Origin of the sequence: Ramlibacter sp., assembly GCF_028291745.1 — a bacterium.
Classification (GTDB): Bacteria; Pseudomonadota; Gammaproteobacteria; order Burkholderiales; family Burkholderiaceae_C; genus Ramlibacter.
Map to the genome: position 1 here is coordinate 1 of NZ_JAQGNQ010000106.1, position 17,058 is coordinate 17,058.

The 17,058-nt window shown below is 66.5% G+C and carries 13 protein-coding genes; 7 read left to right on the top strand and 6 right to left on the bottom strand.

All coding sequences use genetic code 11. The features are described 5' to 3' along the window. Positions 1-123: 123 nt before the first annotated feature. From JWP60_RS19740 to JWP60_RS19765, 6 genes are all read right to left on the bottom strand, one after another. Positions 124-1,848, bottom strand: a complete 1,725-nt coding sequence (locus tag JWP60_RS19740) for a branched-chain amino acid ABC transporter ATP-binding protein/permease (RefSeq protein ID WP_299795241.1) — start codon at positions 1,846-1,848, stop codon at positions 124-126. 113 nt (positions 1,849-1,961) lie between these two features. Next, positions 1,962-2,999, bottom strand: a complete 1,038-nt coding sequence (locus JWP60_RS19745) for a branched-chain amino acid ABC transporter permease (protein WP_299795167.1) — start codon at positions 2,997-2,999, stop codon at positions 1,962-1,964. A gap of 52 nt (positions 3,000-3,051) precedes the next feature. After that, positions 3,052-4,188: an ABC transporter substrate-binding protein gene (locus tag JWP60_RS19750; RefSeq protein ID WP_299795169.1), complete on the bottom strand. Its 1,137-nt coding sequence runs from the start codon at positions 4,186-4,188 to the stop codon at positions 3,052-3,054. 150 nt (positions 4,189-4,338) lie between these two features. Continuing rightward, positions 4,339-5,124, bottom strand: a complete 786-nt coding sequence (locus tag JWP60_RS19755; RefSeq protein ID WP_299795171.1) for an SDR family NAD(P)-dependent oxidoreductase — start codon at positions 5,122-5,124, stop codon at positions 4,339-4,341. Continuing rightward, a complete protein-coding gene (locus JWP60_RS19760) occupies positions 5,121-7,019 on the bottom strand; it encodes a feruloyl-CoA synthase (protein WP_299795173.1) in 1,899 nt (632 codons plus the stop codon). The genes JWP60_RS19755 and JWP60_RS19760 overlap by 4 nt, the downstream gene beginning before the upstream one ends. Before the next feature lie 13 nt (positions 7,020-7,032). Beyond that, positions 7,033-7,809 carry a crotonase/enoyl-CoA hydratase family protein gene (locus JWP60_RS19765; RefSeq protein ID WP_299795175.1) on the bottom strand — a complete coding sequence of 259 codons (777 nt, stop codon included), beginning with the start codon at positions 7,807-7,809 and terminating at the stop codon, positions 7,033-7,035. A gap of 110 nt (positions 7,810-7,919) precedes the next feature. Here JWP60_RS19765 and JWP60_RS19770 point away from each other — a divergent pair, with 110 nt between their 5' ends. The 7 genes from JWP60_RS19770 to JWP60_RS19800 all read left to right on the top strand — a co-directional run bounded on the left by JWP60_RS19770 (position 7,920) and on the right by JWP60_RS19800 (position 16,946). Then, on the top strand, positions 7,920-8,783 hold the full coding sequence (locus JWP60_RS19770) for an amidohydrolase family protein (protein ID WP_299795177.1): 864 nt from the start codon (positions 7,920-7,922) through the stop codon (positions 8,781-8,783). A 139-nt stretch (positions 8,784-8,922) separates the two neighbouring features. Further along, on the top strand, positions 8,923-9,810 hold the full coding sequence (locus JWP60_RS19775; protein WP_299795179.1) for a BadF/BadG/BcrA/BcrD ATPase family protein: 888 nt from the start codon (positions 8,923-8,925) through the stop codon (positions 9,808-9,810). Next, positions 9,807-10,940 (top strand): N-acetylglucosamine-6-phosphate deacetylase, encoded by a 1,134-nt coding sequence (gene nagA, locus JWP60_RS19780; RefSeq protein ID WP_299795181.1) that lies wholly within the window; start codon positions 9,807-9,809, stop codon positions 10,938-10,940. The genes JWP60_RS19775 and nagA overlap by 4 nt, the downstream gene beginning before the upstream one ends. Beyond that, a complete protein-coding gene (locus JWP60_RS19785) occupies positions 10,930-11,940 on the top strand; it encodes an SIS domain-containing protein (protein WP_299795243.1) in 1,011 nt (336 codons plus the stop codon). The genes nagA and JWP60_RS19785 overlap by 11 nt, the downstream gene beginning before the upstream one ends. 194 nt (positions 11,941-12,134) lie before the next feature. Beyond that, positions 12,135-14,057, top strand: a complete 1,923-nt coding sequence (locus JWP60_RS19790; RefSeq protein ID WP_299795183.1) for a PrkA family serine protein kinase — start codon at positions 12,135-12,137, stop codon at positions 14,055-14,057. 70 nt (positions 14,058-14,127) lie between these two features. After that, positions 14,128-15,405: a YeaH/YhbH family protein gene (locus tag JWP60_RS19795; protein WP_299795245.1), complete on the top strand. Its 1,278-nt coding sequence runs from the start codon at positions 14,128-14,130 to the stop codon at positions 15,403-15,405. Next, positions 15,402-16,946 carry a SpoVR family protein gene (locus tag JWP60_RS19800; protein WP_299795185.1) on the top strand — a complete coding sequence of 515 codons (1,545 nt, stop codon included), beginning with the start codon at positions 15,402-15,404 and terminating at the stop codon, positions 16,944-16,946. Before JWP60_RS19795 ends, JWP60_RS19800 begins: the two co-directional genes overlap by 4 nt. The last annotated feature ends 112 nt before the right edge of the window (positions 16,947-17,058 follow it).

Genomic DNA, 17,058 nt, shown 5'->3' on the forward strand with positions numbered 1-17,058 from the left:
GCATAAAGGCGCCGAAAGGCGCTCAAAATGGCGCGGGACGTCTCACAAGATCATGAATTCATCGAGTTTCCGCGAATCGCGCCAGGACGTGCGACTCGCGATTTCGAGTTGTTCAGACCTTCCCTAGTGTTCCGTCCCGAGGTAAGCCGCGCGCACTTGCGGGCTGGCCTGCACTTGCGCCGGCGTGCCTTCCATCAGGCGCGTGCCGAACTCCATCACCACGATGCGGTCGGTCAGGCCCATCACGAATTCCATGTCGTGTTCGACCAGCAGCAGGCTCATGCCTTCGCCCTTCAGCTGGCGCAGCACGGCGGCCAGCGCCTGCTTCTCCTTGTGGCGCAGGCCGGCGGCGGGCTCGTCCAGCAGCAGCAGCGCGGGGTCGGTGCACAGCGCGCGCGCAATTTCCATCAGGCGTTGCGGACCGAGCGCCAGGTTGCCCCCGAGTTCGTGCATGCGGTCGGCCATGCCGATACGCGCGAGCTGGCGCTCGGCCTCGGCGAACAGGCGCTTTTCTTCGGCGCGATCGGCACGCAGCATGGCACGGGCGATGCCGCTGGATCCGCGCAGGTAGCCACCGAGGGCGACGTTCTCCAGCACGGTCATCTCGGGAATCATCTTCACGTGCTGGAAGGTGCGCGAAATGCCGCGCCGGGCAATCTGCCGCGAGGGCAGGCCGCCGATCGACTCGCCGCGCCAGCGCACCTGGCCGCTGGTGAGCGAGAGCACGCCGGTGATCAGGTTGAAGGTCGTCGACTTGCCAGCGCCGTTGGGCCCGATCAGGCCGACGATGTCGCCGGCGGCAATCGAGAAGCTCACGTCGTTCACCGCGACCAGACCGCCGAACTGCTTGCGCACGGCTTCCACCTGCAGCAGCGGCTCGCCGCGCGCCGGTTTTTCGCGCGCCGGCAGCGGCGCCGCGCCCTCCCAGTCGCGCCGGCGGTCGCTGCGCGGCAGGCGTCGCTGCACGAAAGTCCACAGGCCCTCGGGCGCGTACTTCAGCACGGCGATCAGCACGATGCCGAACACGATCCCTTCGAAGTTGCCGCTGGTGCCGATCCATCGCGGCAGCAGCACCTGCAACTGGTCTTCGGTGAGCTTCACCACGCCAGCGCCCAGGAAGGCACCCCACACATGCGAGACGCCGCCCAGCACCACCATGAACAGGTATTCGATGCCCTTGCTGATCGCAAAAGGCGAGGGATTCACGGTGCGCTGGAAGAAGGCGAACAGCCAGCCCGAGATGGCCGCCAACACCGCGGCCAGCACGAAGGCCACCAGCTTGTAGCGGAAGGTGGAGATGCCCATGGCCTCGGCCATGGTGGCCCCGCTCTTCAGCGCCCGGATCGCCCGGCCCGGTCGCGAGTCGAGCAGGTTGCTGCAGGCCCAGGCGGCCAGCAGCGCAAAGGCCCAGATCACCACGTGCAGGCCACGGCCGGTGCCGAGGTCCTGGCCGAAGAGGGTGAGCGTGGGCACGCCCAGGATGCCGTCGTACTTGCCCAGGAACTCCATGTTGCCCATGGTGTAGTACAGCGCCAGCCCCCACGCGATGGTGGCCAGCGGCAGGTAGTGGCCGGACATGCGCAGCGTGATTGCGCCCAGCACCAGCGCCGCGATCACCGCCAGCGCGATGCCGACCACCAGTGCCAGCCAGGGCGAGGCGGCCAGCGTCACCGTCATGTAGGCGGCCGTGTAGGCACCGACGCCGACGAAGGCCGCCTGGCCGAAGGAGATCAGTCCCGCCACGCCGGTCAGCAGCACGAGGCCGAGGGCGACCAGTGCATAGAGGCCGATGTAGTTGCTCTGCGAAATCCAGAAGTCCGGCACGGGCAGGGCCGGCAGCACCAGCATCACGAGCGCGAACAGCGGGAAGGCGAAGCGGCGCAGCGAAGATGCCGTGGGCGCAGGACGCACCTCGGTGATGGTGGTCTCGACCGGCGTCGTCGCGGTGGGAACGGGTGCCATCAATGTTCCTCCGCGTGCGGATCCGCGAGTGAGCGCCACAGCAGCACCGGCAGGATCGCGGAGAACACGATCACCTCCTTGAAGGCGCTGGCCCAGTAGGAGCCGAAGCTTTCCAGCAGGCCGACACCCAAGGCGCCGACCAGTGCCAGCGGATAGCTCGAAAGGCCCGCGAACACCGCGGCGACGAAGCCCTTCAACCCGATCAGGAAGCCGCTGTCGTAGAAGACCGTGGTGGTCGGGCCGATCAGCAGTCCCGACAGCGCGCCGATCAGCGCCGCCATCATGAAGGCGAGGCGGCCCGCGCCGCTGGAGGAAATACCCATGAGGCGAGCGCCCGCGCGGTTCACCGCGGTGGCGCGCAAGGCCTTGCCGGTCAGCGTGCGCTCGAAGAACAGGTACAGCAGAACGATCAGGGCGATCGAGGCGACGAAGATGATCACGGTCTGGCCGGTCAGCGCGAGCGGCCCGGCGGAAAAGCGGCTGTCCCAGAAGCTCGGGTTGCGAAAGCCCTCGGCCCCGAAGAACAACAGTCCCAGTCCGACGAGGGCGAAGTGCACGCCGACGGAGACGATCAGCAGCACCAGCACGGACGCATCGGCCAGCGACTCGTAGGCGAGCCGGTAGATCAGCGAGCCGAAGGGCGTGACCAGCGCCAGCGTCAGCAGCGCCTGCAGCGGTAGCGGCAGTCCGCGTGGTGCGGCCCAGATGGCGATGGCCGAGGCGATCACGGGCCACGCCACCGTGCGCAGCATCTGCAACGCAACGCGCCGGGGCGCCAGGTGATGCCGCACGCCGTGGATCAGGTCGCCAATGGCCGCAAGCACGGCCAGCACCAGCAGGAACCACACCGTGCCCGGCACCTTGCCGGCCTGGAACAGCGCCAGCGTGAGCGCACCGAAGGCGACGAACTCGCCTTGCGGAATGAAGATCACGCGGGTGACCGCGAACACGAGCACGGTGGCCAGGGCCAGCAGCGCATAGACCGCGCCATTGGTCAGGCCGTCGAGCGCGAGGATGCCGGCGATGGAGAGGTCCATGGAAGATCTGTTCTTTCTCCCTCCCCTTCCGGGGGAGGGGGTAGTCAGGAGACTACTTCGCGACCACGAACTTGCCGTCCTTCACTTCCAGCATCACGCCGGTGTCGTTGGTATAGCCCCAGTGGTCGTCCTTGCTCCAGTTCATCACGCCGTGGGCGAAGATGGTGCGACCCATGGTCTCCATCGCGTCGCGCAGGGCGCTGCGGAACTCGGGCGTGCCCGGCTTGGCCTTCTTCAGCGCCACCGGAACGATCTTCTCCATGACGATCGCGAAGTCGTAGGCATGCCCCGCGAACTGGCTGCGCGAACCGGCGCCGTAGGCCTTGTCGTACCGGGTGACGAAGTCCGTGGCGACCTTCTTGGAGGGGTGGTTCTCCGGCAGGGTGTCGCCCACGAATGCGGGACCCGAAACCACATACGTGCCTTCGACGTCCTTGCCGCCGATGCGCATCAGGTCCGGCGTGGCCGCTGCGTGGGTCTGGTAGATCTTGCCCTTGTACCCGCGTTCGACGATGGCCTTTTCCGGCATGGCCGCGCCGGAGCCGGAAGCGACCACCAGCATGGCGTCCGGATTGGCGGAGGTGAGCTTCAGGGCCTGGGCGGTGACGCTGGTATCAGTGCGGGCGAAGCGCTCGACCCCGACAATCTTCATCCCGTCTTTCTCGGCTTGGGCCGTTGCCGCCTTGAGCCACAGCTCGCCGTAGGCGTCGGTGTAGCCCAGGAAGCCGATGGTCTTGACGCCCTGCTTCTTCATGTGCTGGAACATGGCATGCGCCATGACCTCGTTGCCCTGCGGCAGGCGGAACAGCCAGTGGTCCTGGCCCGGGGGCACGCCCACCGGCGAAGCAGCGATCTGCAGCGTCTTGTTCTCCGCCGCCACCGGTGCCATCGCGCCGGCCACAGGGGTCAGCACCGAGCCGAAGATCACGTCGACGTGGTCCTCGGTGATCAGGCGGCGCGTGTTGCTCACGCCCTTGCCCGGATCGGAGGCGTCGTCCAGCACGATCAGGTTGACCTTCTCGCCGGCGATTTCCTTGGGGAACAGCTTCAGCTGGTTCTGAGTGGGGATGCCCAGGCCCGAGCCGGGGCCGGTGAGCGAGATCACCACGCCGACGTTGATGTCGGCAAGCGCCACGCCGGCGGCCGACAGGGCCACCGCGGCGGCGATCAGGGAACGTACGATTTTCATCTTTGTTGTCTCCGGGGTTAAACCAATGACCTTGCGGGACTGGCCAGAAGCGGCCACTGGCCGCGCTGCACTGTCCCCAACACTATTTCCTTGCGGGACTGGCCAGAAGCGGCCACTGGCCGCGCTGCACTGTCCCCAACACTATTGAGCTCAGCGCGGCGCCATGCGCAGCGCGCCGTCCAGGCGAATCACTTCGCCATTGAGGTGCGAGTTGGTGACGATGTGGGCAGCGAGCTGCGCGAATTCCTCGGGCTTGCCCAGGCGCTGCGGGAAAGGAATGGACCTGGCCAGCGACTCCTGCACGGCCTCGGGCAATTGCTGCATCAGCGGTGTGGCGAACAGGCCGGGAGCCACCGTGCACACGCGGATGCCGTGCTGGGCCAGGTCGCGCGCCATCGGCAGCGTCATCCCGACCAGCCCGCCCTTGGACGCGCTGTAGGCCTGCTGGCCCACCTGGCCATCGAAGGCGGCCACCGAGGCGGTGAACATCATGACGCCGCGCTCGCCGTCTTCCAGCGGATCGAGCCTGGCGCAGGCCGCGGCAAACAGGCGGCTTGCGTTGTACGTGCCGACCAGGTTGATGTTGACGACGCGCGCGAAGTCTTCCAGCGGCGCGGCGCTGCCGTCCTTCTGCACGACGCGCTTGGCCGAGCCGATGCCGGCGATGTTCATCAGGATGCGGGCGGGCCCGTGCTGGTCGGCGGCCTTGGCGATGGCCGCGGCCATGCTCTGGGCATTGGTGATGTCGCACTGGCAGGCCACGGCGCAGCCGTTTCCATATTGCTCGTCGATGTCGGCGGCGACCTTCTCGGCCTGTGCGAGATTGAGGTCGAGGACGGCGACCTTGGCCCCCAGGCGCGCGAGTTCGCGCGCGGTGGCCTCGCCCAGTCCGGACGCGCCGCCCGTGACCAGCGCGGCCTGTCCCTGGATATTCATGCGTTCTCCTTGGTCGGCTTGAGCGTGAAGGGCAGCAGGTCGTCGTGAAACGCCTGCACCAGCGCGTCGCGGTGCTTGAGCACGGCGCGTTGGTTGATCGAGCCCTTGTCCGTGACTTCGCCCTTGTCGATCGACGGCGGCTCGTACAGCAGGTACAGCCGTGCCACGCGGTTGGCGCTGCCCGTGGCCTGCTTCGCCAGCGCGTCCAGCAGGTCCTCGAAGTGGTCCTCCACGGCGGCGCTTTCCAGCACTTCCTTCAGCGGCACGTCGGCGCCCAGGTGCGGCGCGAGCTGGCGGATCTTGGGCGTGGGGAACAGCAGGGCGCCGACCTCGTTGCGGTTGATGCCGGTGATCACCGCGTCCTGCACGTAGGGTGCGCCGGCGGCGATGAGCTTCGCGCGCAGCGGGCCGACGCTGACGAAGGTGCCGGTGGCAAGCTTGAAGTCTTCGGCAATGCGGCCGTCGAATTTCAGGCCGAGATTCGGATTGGCTGCATCGATCCACAGCACGGCGTCGCCGGTGGACAGGAAGCCTTCCTCGTCGAAGCACTCCTGGGTCGCTTGCGGATTGCGCCAGTAGCCGGGCGTGATGTTCGGGCCCTTGTAGCGCACCTCGGTCTTGCCGTCGACGGGCACCAGCTTCAGCTCCATGCCGGCGCAGGGCAGGCCCAGGTAGCCGGACTTCACGTCGGGGCTGGTGATGAAGATCGCGAACGGCGACGACTCGGTCATGCCCAGGCCCGTGCCCATCACGATGCGCTCGCCGATCTCCGCCTCCTGCACCTCGTGCAGCAGGTCCCACACCGGCTGCGCCAGCGCGGCGCCCGAGTAGAAGAACATGCGCAGTCGCGAGAGCAGGTTGCGGCGCAGGATGGGGTCGGCCTTCATGGCATGCGCGATGGCCTCGAAGCCGGTCGGCACGTTGAAGTACACCGTCGGCGCGATCTCGCGCAGGTTGCGCAGCGTCTCGGCCATCAGCGCCGGGGTCGGCTTGCCATCGTCCACGTAGAGGGTGCCGCCGTTGTAGATCACGAGGCCGACGTTGTGGTTGCCGCCGAAGGTGTGGTTCCAGGGCAGCCAGTCGACCAGCACCGGCGGCTCCTGCGCCAGCACCGGCATCGACTGCCGCATCTGCTGCTGGTTGGCGCACCACATGCCGTGCGTGTTGATCACGGCCTTGGGCAGCTTGGTGGAACCCGAGGTGAAGAGAAATTTGGTGATGGTGTCCGGGCCGGTCGCCTGCATGGCGCGCTCCACCGCCTCGGTCGGCGTGGTGGCCAGCAGCGAGGTGAGCGGCGTCACCGCGCGGCCGAAGGCCTGCACATCGTCTGGCTGCGCCGGGTGCAGTTCGCCCACGACCACCTCGGTGTCCGCCGGCACGGTGGCCGCGATCGCCTGGGCATAGCGCGAGTCGGTGGCGTAGACGAGGCCCGGCGTCAGCGTCTGCAGCACGTGGCGCAGCTTGTCGTAGTCCTTGCTGATGGTCGAATAGGCGCAGGACACGGGCGAATAAGGCACGCCCACATAGAGGCAGGCCAGCGCGATCAGTGCGTGCTCCAGCCCGTTCTCGCACAGGATCGCCACCGGCCGGTCCGGCCCCAGGCCGCGATCGAGCAGCGCCTGGCCGACGCGGCGCGCGTTCTCCACCGCCTGCCGATAGGTGACCGTGATCCAGTCGCCGGTGCCGCCGTCGGCCAGCTTGCGGCGGCGCGCGATGAACACGCGATCGGGCGCCGTCTCCGCCCAGTGCACGAGGCGATCCGTCATGCGCGCCGCGTGCGGCTGCAGTTGCTGGTCGGCGCGCAGGTAGGCGATGCCGCCCTCGCCCTCGCGCACCAGCGCGCGGGTGACACCAAACTCCAGGCTGCGATAGCGGGCGGGCTGTGGGGCCGTCATGGTGTGCCTCGTCTCAGCTCTTGCCGATCTTGGCGGCGCGGCCTTCGAGGAAGTCGCGCACGCGCTGCTTCGCCTCGGGTGCGCTCTGCGCGATCGCCGCCATCAACGCTTCGGTGAGGAACCCCTGGTCGGCGGGTTGTTCGGCGATGCGGGGCAAGGCGTGCATCAGCGCGTAGTTGGTCAGCGGCGCGTTCTGCGCCACGCGGCGCGCGATTTCCACCGCCCTGTCGAACGCCGTGCCGGCCGGCACCAGGTACTGCGCGAAGCCGGCGCGCTCGCCTTCTTCGGCCTGGTAGACGCGGCCGGTCATCATCATGTCCGCCATGCGCGCGGCGCCGATCAGGCGCGGGATGCGCACCGCGCCACCGCCGCCCACGAAGATGCCGCGCGCGCCCTCGGGCAGCGCGTAGAAGGTGGTGTCGTCGGCCACGCGGATGTGGCAGGCCGCGGCGAGTTCGAGACCGCCGCCGACCACCGCGCCGTGCAGCGCCGCAATCACCGGCACCGGGCCGTACTGCACTTGTTCCAGCGCCGCGTGCCACATGCGCGAATGATGCAGGCCCGCGCCGGCGTCCCGCTCCTTCAACTCCGACAGGTCGAGCCCCGCGCAGAAGTGGTCGCCCGCGCCAGCGAGCACGGCGGCACGCACCGTGGCAGGCAGGGTCTGGAAGGCGTCGCGCACGGCGAGCACCAGGCCGTCGGACAACGCGTTGCGCTTGGCAGGGCGGTTCAGGCGCACGACGGCGAGGTCGCCGTCGATGTCCAACTGGAGGTCTGGGTGGGTGGTCATGGAGGTTTGCGGAGTGGGAGAATTATTGTTATAAACAATAACGATATCAACCAAAGCCGCCCTAGGACTTACCCTAGGTACCACGCGCAAGCCAGGAGACAAGCCCCGCCATGGACCACGCCAACCTGATCGCGATCGACGTCCACACGCATGCCGAAGTGAGCTGCTGGAATCCCTTCGACAACTACGGCGAGGAGTACGACCGCGCCGCCGACAAGTACTTCCGCTCCAGCCGCCGGCCGACCATTGCCGAGACCATCGCGTATTACCGCGAGCGCAGGATCGGGCTCGTGATGTTCACGGTGGACAGCGAGTCCAAGCTCGGTCGCCGCCGCATCCCGAACGAGGAGATCGCCCAGGCGGCGCGCGAGAACAGCGACATGATGTGCGCCTTCGCCAGCATCGATCCGCACAAGGGGAAGATGGGCGCGCGCGAGGCCGAGCGCCTGATCGAGAAGGAAGGCGTCAAGGGTTTCAAGTTCCATCCCACGGTGCAGGGCTACCACCCGTACGACAAGATGGCCTGGCCGATCTACGAGGTGATCAACGCGCACAAGCTGCCGGCGATCTTCCATACCGGCCATAGCGGCATCGGTTCCGGCATGCGTTGCGGCGGTGGCCTGCGGCTGGAGTACAGCAACCCGATGCACCTGGACGACGTGGCGATCGACTTCCCCGACATGCAGATCGTGATGGCGCATCCCAGCTTCCCGTGGCAGGACGAGGCGCTCTCGGTCGCGACGCACAAACCCAACGTGTGGATCGACCTCTCGGGCTGGAGCCCGAAGTACTTCCCCAAGCAGCTGGTGCAGTACGCCAACACGCTGCTGAAGGACCGCATCCTGTTCGGCAGCGACTATCCGCTGATCACGCCGGAGCGCTGGATGAAGGATTTCGAGGAGGCCGGCTTCAAGCCGGAGGTGATGCCGGGCATCCTGAAGGGCAACGCAGTGCGCCTGCTGGGCCTTGCGTGAATCCGAGTCCACGAAGTCGGAAGCCTCCGACAGGCTGACGGGGCGCAATCGCACTCCACGCGCTGCAACTCCCCGGCGCACCTTTGTTCAAACCAGGGATGACGCAGCCTGATGCCAGCGGAGGGAGGGGACCTATCTGATGGTGGACTACCTCATCGGCGTGGACGGTGGCGGCAGCGGGACCCGCGCGCTCATCCACCGCAGCCGCGGCGACATGGTGGCCACCGGCCAGGCAGGTCCGTCTGCGCTGCAACAGGGCGTCGCGCAAGCCTGGGACAACGTGCTTGCCGCGATCCGCGACGGCTTCGCGGCGGCCGGCATTGCGGCGCCATCGTGGAACCGATGTGTTGTTGCGGCCGGTATTTCCGGAGTCAGCCACGGGCCGTGGCGTGACGCCTTCCTCTGCGGCGACCCGGGCTTCGCGCAGCTCGAGGCCGAGACCGATTCCTTCACCATGCTCATGGGCGCGCACGGCGGGCGGCCGGGCGCCATCCTCATCGCCGGCACCGGCAGCATCGCCGAAGCGCTCCGCGCCGACGGCAGTCGCGCTACAGTGGGCGGATGGGGATTTCGCGTGGATGACGAAGGCAGCGGTGGCTGGCTCGGCCTGCTGGCGGTGCGGCATGGCCTGGCTGCCTTCGACGGCCGGGTCAACGCCAGCGCGCTGGCGCGGCGCGTGTGGATGCATTGCGGCGACGACCGCGAGACCCTGCAGGAATGGTGCGGCAACGCCGGTCAATTCGAGTTCGCGCAGCTCGCGCGCGCCGTCTTCGAATGCGAGGACCGCGATCCCGCCGCCGCCGGACTGCTGCAGCAAGCCGTCGATGCGCTCGAGGAACTGGCCCTGGCCATCGACCCGCGTGGTCGCCTGCCGCTGGCCATCAGCGGCAGCATCGGCGAGCGGTTGGCCGCCCGCATGCGCCCGTTCGTGCGCAGCCGCATCATCCCCGCGCAAGCCGGTGCGGCGGAGGGCGCCCTGATGCTGGCGCGCCGGCTCGCGCAGCCCGCCGCGCAAGAGGCCGTGTGAGCCGTACGCTGACCGGCCGCATCGTCACGCCCGAGGGGCTTCTGCAGGGCGTGCTGCGCATCGCCGACGACGGCCGCATTGCCGGCATCGAAGGCACGCCGCTAGCTCCGCAACGCGCCCGCGAACCCGGCGCGCCGCTGCTGTTGCCCGGCTTCATCGACCTGCACGTGCATGGCGGCGCCGGCCGCGACATCATGGAAGGCGGCGACGCCGCGCTGCAGGTGGCGCGCAAGCACGCCGAGCACGGCACCACCGCGCTGCTGGCCACCACGATGACCGCGCCGATCGAGGACCTGCGTGAAGCGTTCGCCGCGGTGAGTGCCTTGTGCGAACGTCCGCAGCCCGGCGCTGCGCGCGTGCTGGGCATGCACCTCGAAGGCCCTTACATCAATCGCGGCAAGCTCGGTGCGCAACCCGATTTCGTGCGACCCGTGTCCTTGCCCGAATTGCAGGAGTTGCATGCGCTGGCGCCGATCCGCCTGCTGACGTTGGCCCCCGAAGTGCCCGGCAACCTCGATGCGATTGCGCAGCTCGTGGCCGCCGGCTTTCGCGTGCAGATCGGCCACACGCTGGGCACCTACGAGGACGGCGTGGCGGCGCTGGCACGCGGCGCGCGCGGCTTCACGCACCTGTTCAACGCGATGACGCCGCTGCACCACCGCATGCCCGGCATGGTGGGCGCGGCGCTGGCGCACGCGGAGTTCGCCGAGATCATTCCCGATTTGCTGCACGTGCATCCGGGCGCGATCCGCGCCGCGCTGCGCAGCATCCCCTGCCTTTATTGCGTCACCGATTCGACCGCCGCCACCGGCATGCCGGATGGCGAATACAAGCTGGGTCGCCAGCCCGTCACCAAGTGCCTGGGCGGTGTGCGGCTGGCCGACGGCACGCTGGCCGGCTCCACGCTCACCATGGACCGCGCGCTGCGCAATCTTGTCGATGCGATCGGCGTGCCTTTGCTGGATGCGGCGCGCCGTGTCGCCACGAATGCAGCCGATTTCCTCGGCCTGGCGGACCGCGGCCGCTTGACCGTGGGCGCGTGGGCCGACGTGGCCGTGCTCGATCGCGACCTGCAGGTGCAGGACGTCTACATCCAGGGAGGAGTCTCCGATGTCGCGCATGCTCGATGAGGCGCGCGAGGCGCCGGCCGCCGTCGCCCGCCAGCTGGCCGCGGACGGCGATCGCTGGCAAGCCTTTGGCGAGCGCCTGCGCGCTCAGCCCCCGGCCTCGCTGCTGACGATCGCCCGCGGCAGCTCCGACCACGCGGCGCACTACGCGGCCTACCTGGTGATGGCGCGGCTCGGCCGGCTGGTGACCTCGATGCCGATGTCGCTGATCACCCTGTACCAGTCGAAGATCCGCTGCACCGGCCTGGCATCGCTTGGCTTTTCGCAATCGGGCCAGAGCCCGGACCTGGTCGGCCCGACGCAATACTTTCGCAACTGCGGCGCGCTGACCTGTGCTTTTGTCAACGACCCTGAATCGCCGCTGGCGCAAGCCGCGGAGTGGTTGTTCCCGCTGCATTGCGGGCCGGAAAAGAGCGTGGCCGCGACCAAGAGTTTCATCGCGCAACTGGTCGCGGGTGCGCGCTTCACGCAAGCCTGGCAGGATGATGCAGCCTTGTTCGCTGCCTTGCAAGAGTTGCCGCAGGCGATGGAGCAAGCGGTGCGCGCCGATTGGTCAGCTGCACTTGCCGTCCTACAGGAGGCGGACCGCCTTTTCGTGATCGGCCGCGGCCTCGGCTTGCCGGTGGCGATGGAAGCGGCGCTGAAGTTCAAGGAGACCTGCGGCATCCAGGCCGAGGCCTTCTCGGGCGCCGAGATCCAGCACGGGCCGATGCGGCTGATCGGGGAGGGCTATCCGCTCCTGATTTTCGCGCCGCGGGGGCCGGCGCAGCAAGGCCTGCTGGAGCTCGCACGCACCATGCGCGAACGTGGTGCGCACGTCTTGCTTGCGGCGCCCGCCGGCACGCCCGATGCGAACCTGCCGCTGGTGCAAAGCGCGGTCGCCGAGCTCGATCCCGTGTGTGCGATCCAGAGCTTCTATCCGATGGTCGAAGCGCTTGCACGCGAACGAGGCAACGACCCTGACAGCCCCCCGCACCTGAAGAAGGTCACGCGCACGCGCTGACCCCCTCGCGCCGGTGTCGTTTACACGCGAATCTCGTATTCCCCTAGCAACTCGCGCCTCTTGTTTTTATCTACCGTTCACCTACAGTGAAGTCGGCGTTTGGCCTACATTGACCGTTCAGGCAGAACGCCGTCGTCGGAGTACAGTGACAGCGCACTGACAGGGGCTGACAGTGCGCAAACGAAGGAGGCTTCATGGACGTCGTCCGCAATTTCCTCACGCGTTATGAAACCAAGCGAGAGGAAGAGTTGTCGATCGAGGAATACCTCGACCTCTGCAAACGGGAGCCGCTGACGTATGCGACGGCCGCCGAGCGCATGCTGGCCGCCATCGGCGAGCCGGAAATGGTCGACACGCGGCACGACCAGCGTCTGTCGCGGATCTTCGGCAACAAGGTGATTCGCAGCTACCCCGCATTCAAGGATTTCTACGGACTCGAAGAGCCGATCGAACAGGTCGTCTCGCACTTCCGCCATGCCGCGCAGGGCCTGGAAGAAAAGAAGCAGATCCTGTATCTGCTGGGCCCGGTGGGCGGCGGCAAGTCGTCCATCGCCGAAAGGCTCAAGCAGTTGATGGAGCAGGTGCCCTTCTATGCATTGAAGAACTCGCCGGTCAACGAATCGCCGCTGGGTTTGTTCAGCAACGACGAAGACGGCCCGCTGCTCGAACAGCAATTCGGCATTCCGCGGCGCTACACTCAGCGCATCATGTCGCCGTGGGCCGTCAAGCGCCTGGAAGAATTCGGCGGCGACATCCGCAAGTTTCGGGTCGTCAAGCGCTATCCGTCGATCCTCAAGCAGATCGGCATCGCCAAGACCGAGCCGGGCGACGAGAACAACCAGGACATCAGCTCGCTGGTCGGCAAGGTCGACATCCGCAAGCTCGAAAGCTTCGCGCAGGACGACCCCGATGCCTACAGCTATTCCGGTGGCCTGTGCCTGGCCAACCAGGGTCTGCTCGAATTCGTCGAAATGTTCAAGGCGCCGATCAAGGTGCTGCACCCATTGCTCACGGCGACGCAGGAAGCCAACTTCAAGGGCACGGAAGGCTTCGGCGCGATTCCTTTCGACGGCATCGTGATGGCCCACTCCAACGAGAGCGAGTGGAAGGCTTTCAAGAACAACAAGAACAACGAGGCTTTCCTCGATCGCATCTACGTGGTCAAGGTGCCTTACTGCCTGCGCGTCACCGAAGAAGTCAAGATCTACGAGAAGCTGATCCAGAACTCCTCGCTGCAGGACGCCGTGTGCGCGCCCGGCACGCTGAAGATGATGGCGCAGTTCTCCGTGCTTACCCGCCTGAAGGATCCGGAGAATTCCAGCATCTTCTCCAAGATGCTGATCTACGACGGAGAGAACCTCAAGGACACGGACCCCAAGGCCAAGAGCTACCAGGAGTACCGCGACTACGCCGGCGTCGACGAGGGCATGAACGGCATCTCGACGCGCTTCGCCTTCAAGATCATCTCCAAGGTCTTCAACTTCGGCTCCGACGAAGTGGCGGCCAACCCCGTGCACCTGATGTACGTGCTCGAGCAGCAGATCGAGCGCGAGCAGTTCCCGGCCGAGACCGAGCAGAAGTACCTCTCCTACATCAAGGAACACCTGGCCGCCCGCTACGCGGAATTCATCGGCAAGGAAATCCAGACGGCGTACCTCGAGTCCTATTCGGAATACGGCCAGAACATCTTCGACCGCTATGTCACGTACGCCGACTTCTGGATCCAGGACCAGGAGTTCCGCGACACCGATACCGGCGAGATCTTCGACCGCTCGGCGCTGAACGCCGAACTGGAAAAGATCGAGAAGCCGGCGGGCCTGAGCAATCCGAAGGACTTCCGCAACGAGATCGTCAACTTCGTGTTGCGGGCGCGGGCCAACAACGCGGGCAAGAATCCGGTGTGGACGAGCTACGAGAAGCTGCGCACGGTGATCGAGAAGAAGATGTTCTCGAACACCGAGGAACTGCTGCCGGTGATCAGCTTCAATGCCAAGGCTTCGGCCGACGAGGCCAAGAAGCACGAGGACTTCGTGAACCGCATGGTCGAAAAGGGCTACACGCGCCGGCAGGTCCGCCTGCTTTGCGAGTGGTACCTGCGCGTGCGCAAGAGCTCCTGATAGCGCCGGGCCAGCACTTGAACAGAGGAAGGACCGCCCAGTGAGCAACAGAAGTGGTGGCGAGCGGTCCATGCTCCACCAGGTCATAGACCGCCGCCTCTCGGGCAAGAACAAGTCGATCGGCAATCGCGAGCGCTTTCTGCGCCGTTATCGCGAGCAGATCAAGGAGGCGGTGCGCAAGGCGGTCGGCGACCGCGGCATCCGCGACATCGAGGAAGGCGCGGACATCACCCTGCCCAAGCGGGACGTGTCCGAGCCGACCTTCGGGCACGCGCCCGGCGGCAGCCGCGAACTGGTGCACCCGGGCAACCAGGAATACATCCGCGGCGACCGCATCCAGCGGCCGCAGGGTGGGGGCGGTGGCGGCTCGGGCGGGCCGGGCGCTTCGCAGGACGGGCAGGGCGAGGACGACTTCGTCTTCCGCATCAGCCGCGAAGAGTTCATGAACTACTTCTTCGACGACCTGGCGCTGCCCCGAATGATCCGCACGCAGCTGCTGGCCGACGTGCCCGAATGGAAGTACCGTCGCGCCGGCTATGTCTCTCAAGGCAATCCCACCAGCCTGCACATCGTGCGCTCCATGCGCACGGGCCTGGCGCGGCGCATTGCCATGGGCGGCGACTCGCGCATCGAACTGCGCCGTGCCGTGGAGCAGCTCGAAGAGAAGGAAAAGGACGGCAGTGCATCACCGTCCGACCTGGAGTTGCTGCGCAAGGAAGTCGCCGAATTGCGCCAGCGCATGAAGCGCGTTCCCTTCCTCGACCCGTTCGACCTGCGCTATCGCAATCGCGTCAAGGAGCCGATGCCCACCAGCAAGGCGGTGATGTTCTGCCTGATGGACGTCTCCGGCTCGATGGACGAATCGCGCAAGGACCTGGCCAAGCGCTTCTTCATCCTGCTGTACCTGTTTTTATCGCGTCACTACGAAAAGACCGAGGTGGTGTTCATCCGCCACCACACGCAGGCCGCGGAAGTGACCGAAGACGAGTTCTTCCATGCCACCGAAAGCGGCGGCACCGTGGTCTCTTCGGCCTTGACGCTGATGAACGAGATCATCCGCGCCCGCTACATGGGCAGCGAGTGGAACATCTACGGGGCGCAGGCCTCGGACGGCGACAACTGGCAGCAGGACTCCTCCAAGTGCCGCGAGTTGCTGGACCACAAGATCCTGCCGCTGGTGCGCTACTACGCCTACGTGCAGGTGGCCGACGAGGACCAGAACCTCTGGGAGGAATACACGCGCGTGCGTGACGCCAACCAGCACTTCGCGATGCAGAAGATCGTCACGCCCTCGCAGATCTTCCCGGTGTTCCGGGACCTGTTCAAGAAAACTCCGCAGGCCGCATGATGGAAGCATTGTTGACCCCCGCCGATGCGAAGCAGGAGCCGCGCAAGCGCCTGCCCAGTCCGTCCGACTGGAACTTCGAGCTGATCGAAACCTACTTCCAGGCGATCCGGCGCACCGCCGAACGCTTCGGCCTGGACACCTATCCGACGCAACTGGAACTGATCACCGCGGAGCAGATGCTCGATGCGTATGCCTCCGTCGGCATGCCGGTGAACTACCGCCACTGGTCCTACGGCAAGCACTTCATCCAGAGCGAGAAGAGCTACCGCCGCGGCCACATGGGCCTGGCCTACGAGATCGTGATCAACTCCGATCCGTGCATCGCCTACCTCATGGAGGAGAACACGATGCCGATGCAGGCGCTGGTGATAGCGCATGCCTGCTTCGGCCACAACTCCTTCTTCAAGGGCAATTACCTGTTCCGCATGTGGACGGACGCCAGCTCGATCATCGACTACCTGGTGTACGCCAAGAGCTTCGTCTCCGAATGCGAGGAGCGCCATGGCATCGAGGCCGTGGAGCAGGTGCTGGACGCCTGCCATGCGCTGATGAATTACGGCGTCGACCGTTATCGCCGGCCGCAGAAGATCTCCATGATGGAGGAAGAAAACCGCCGCAAGGACCGCGAGGCCTACCTGCAGCAGCAGGTGAACGACCTGTGGCGCACGCTGCCCACCAAGGCGGGCAAGGCCGCCGAGAAGAAGACGCGGCGCTTCCCCGAGGAGCCGCAGGAAAACATCCTGTACTTCATCGAGAAGAACGCGCCGCTGCTGGAGCCGTGGCAACGCGAGATCGTGCGCATCGTGCGCAAGGTGGCGCAGTACTTCTATCCGCAGCGGCAGACGCAGGTGATGAACGAGGGCTGGGCCACGTTCTGGCACTACACGCTGCTGAACGCCATGTACGACGAGGGCCAGCTCTCCGACGGCTACATGATGGAGATCCTGAGCTCGCACACCAACGTGGTGTTCCAGCCGCCGATCACGCACCCGGCCTACAGCGGCATCAATCCCTACGCGCTGGGCTTTTCGATGTTCACGGACCTGCGCCGCATCTGCGAGAAGCCGACGGACGAAGACCGCAAGTGGTTCCCCGACATCGCGGGCAGCGACTGGATCAAGACGCTCGATTACGCGATGCGGCACTTCAAGGACGAAAGCTTCATCGGCCAGTACCTGTCGCCCAAGCTGATGCGAGACCTGCGCCTGTTTGCCGTGCTCGATGACGCCGCGCAATCCGAACTCGAGGTCGCCGCCATCCACGACGACAACGGCTATCGGCGCCTGCGCGAGTCGCTCTCGCGGCAGCACGACCTGAGCTGGCGCGAGCCGAACATCCAGGTGTGGAACGTCAATGCCCGCGGCGACCGCTCGCTCACGCTGCGCCACGTCCGCAACGCGGACAGACCGCTGGATAACGGCGCCGAGGAAGTAGTGAAGCACGTCGCCCGCCTGTGGGGCTTCCGCGTGCGGCTGGAGAGCGTGGACGGCCACGAGCGCGTGATGCAGCACTGGGAAGTGACGCCGCCGCAGCATCACTGAGGCTTGCTCGCCAGTGAAAGAAGCGCCGCACCCGCGGCGCTTTTCATTGGGTCTTGCTCCCTCCCCCTCCGGGGGCGGGCTGGGGTGGGGGCGCTCCGGCGCTCACCTCACC

What these genes read in the sequence shown, in the direction of transcription:
- JWP60_RS19740 (WP_299795241.1), bottom strand. Translation starts at nt 1,848, where the DNA reads ATGCTGGTGCTGCCGGCCCTGCCCGTGCCGGACTTCTGGATTTCGCAG.
- JWP60_RS19745 (WP_299795167.1), bottom strand. Translation starts at nt 2,999, where the DNA reads ATGGACCTCTCCATCGCCGGCATCCTCGCGCTCGACGGCCTGACCAAT.
- JWP60_RS19750 (WP_299795169.1), bottom strand. Translation starts at nt 4,188, where the DNA reads ATGAAAATCGTACGTTCCCTGATCGCCGCCGCGGTGGCCCTGTCGGCC.
- JWP60_RS19755 (WP_299795171.1), bottom strand. Translation starts at nt 5,124, where the DNA reads ATGAATATCCAGGGACAGGCCGCGCTGGTCACGGGCGGCGCGTCCGGA.
- JWP60_RS19760 (WP_299795173.1), bottom strand. Translation starts at nt 7,019, where the DNA reads ATGACGGCCCCACAGCCCGCCCGCTATCGCAGCCTGGAGTTTGGTGTC.
- JWP60_RS19765 (WP_299795175.1), bottom strand. Translation starts at nt 7,809, where the DNA reads ATGACCACCCACCCAGACCTCCAGTTGGACATCGACGGCGACCTCGCC.
- JWP60_RS19770 (WP_299795177.1), top strand. Translation starts at nt 7,920, where the DNA reads ATGGACCACGCCAACCTGATCGCGATCGACGTCCACACGCATGCCGAA.
- JWP60_RS19775 (WP_299795179.1), top strand. Translation starts at nt 8,923, where the DNA reads ATGGTGGACTACCTCATCGGCGTGGACGGTGGCGGCAGCGGGACCCGC.
- JWP60_RS19785 (WP_299795243.1), top strand. Translation starts at nt 10,930, where the DNA reads ATGCTCGATGAGGCGCGCGAGGCGCCGGCCGCCGTCGCCCGCCAGCTG.
- JWP60_RS19790 (WP_299795183.1), top strand. Translation starts at nt 12,135, where the DNA reads ATGGACGTCGTCCGCAATTTCCTCACGCGTTATGAAACCAAGCGAGAG.
- JWP60_RS19795 (WP_299795245.1), top strand. Translation starts at nt 14,128, where the DNA reads ATGCTCCACCAGGTCATAGACCGCCGCCTCTCGGGCAAGAACAAGTCG.
- JWP60_RS19800 (WP_299795185.1), top strand. Translation starts at nt 15,402, where the DNA reads ATGATGGAAGCATTGTTGACCCCCGCCGATGCGAAGCAGGAGCCGCGC.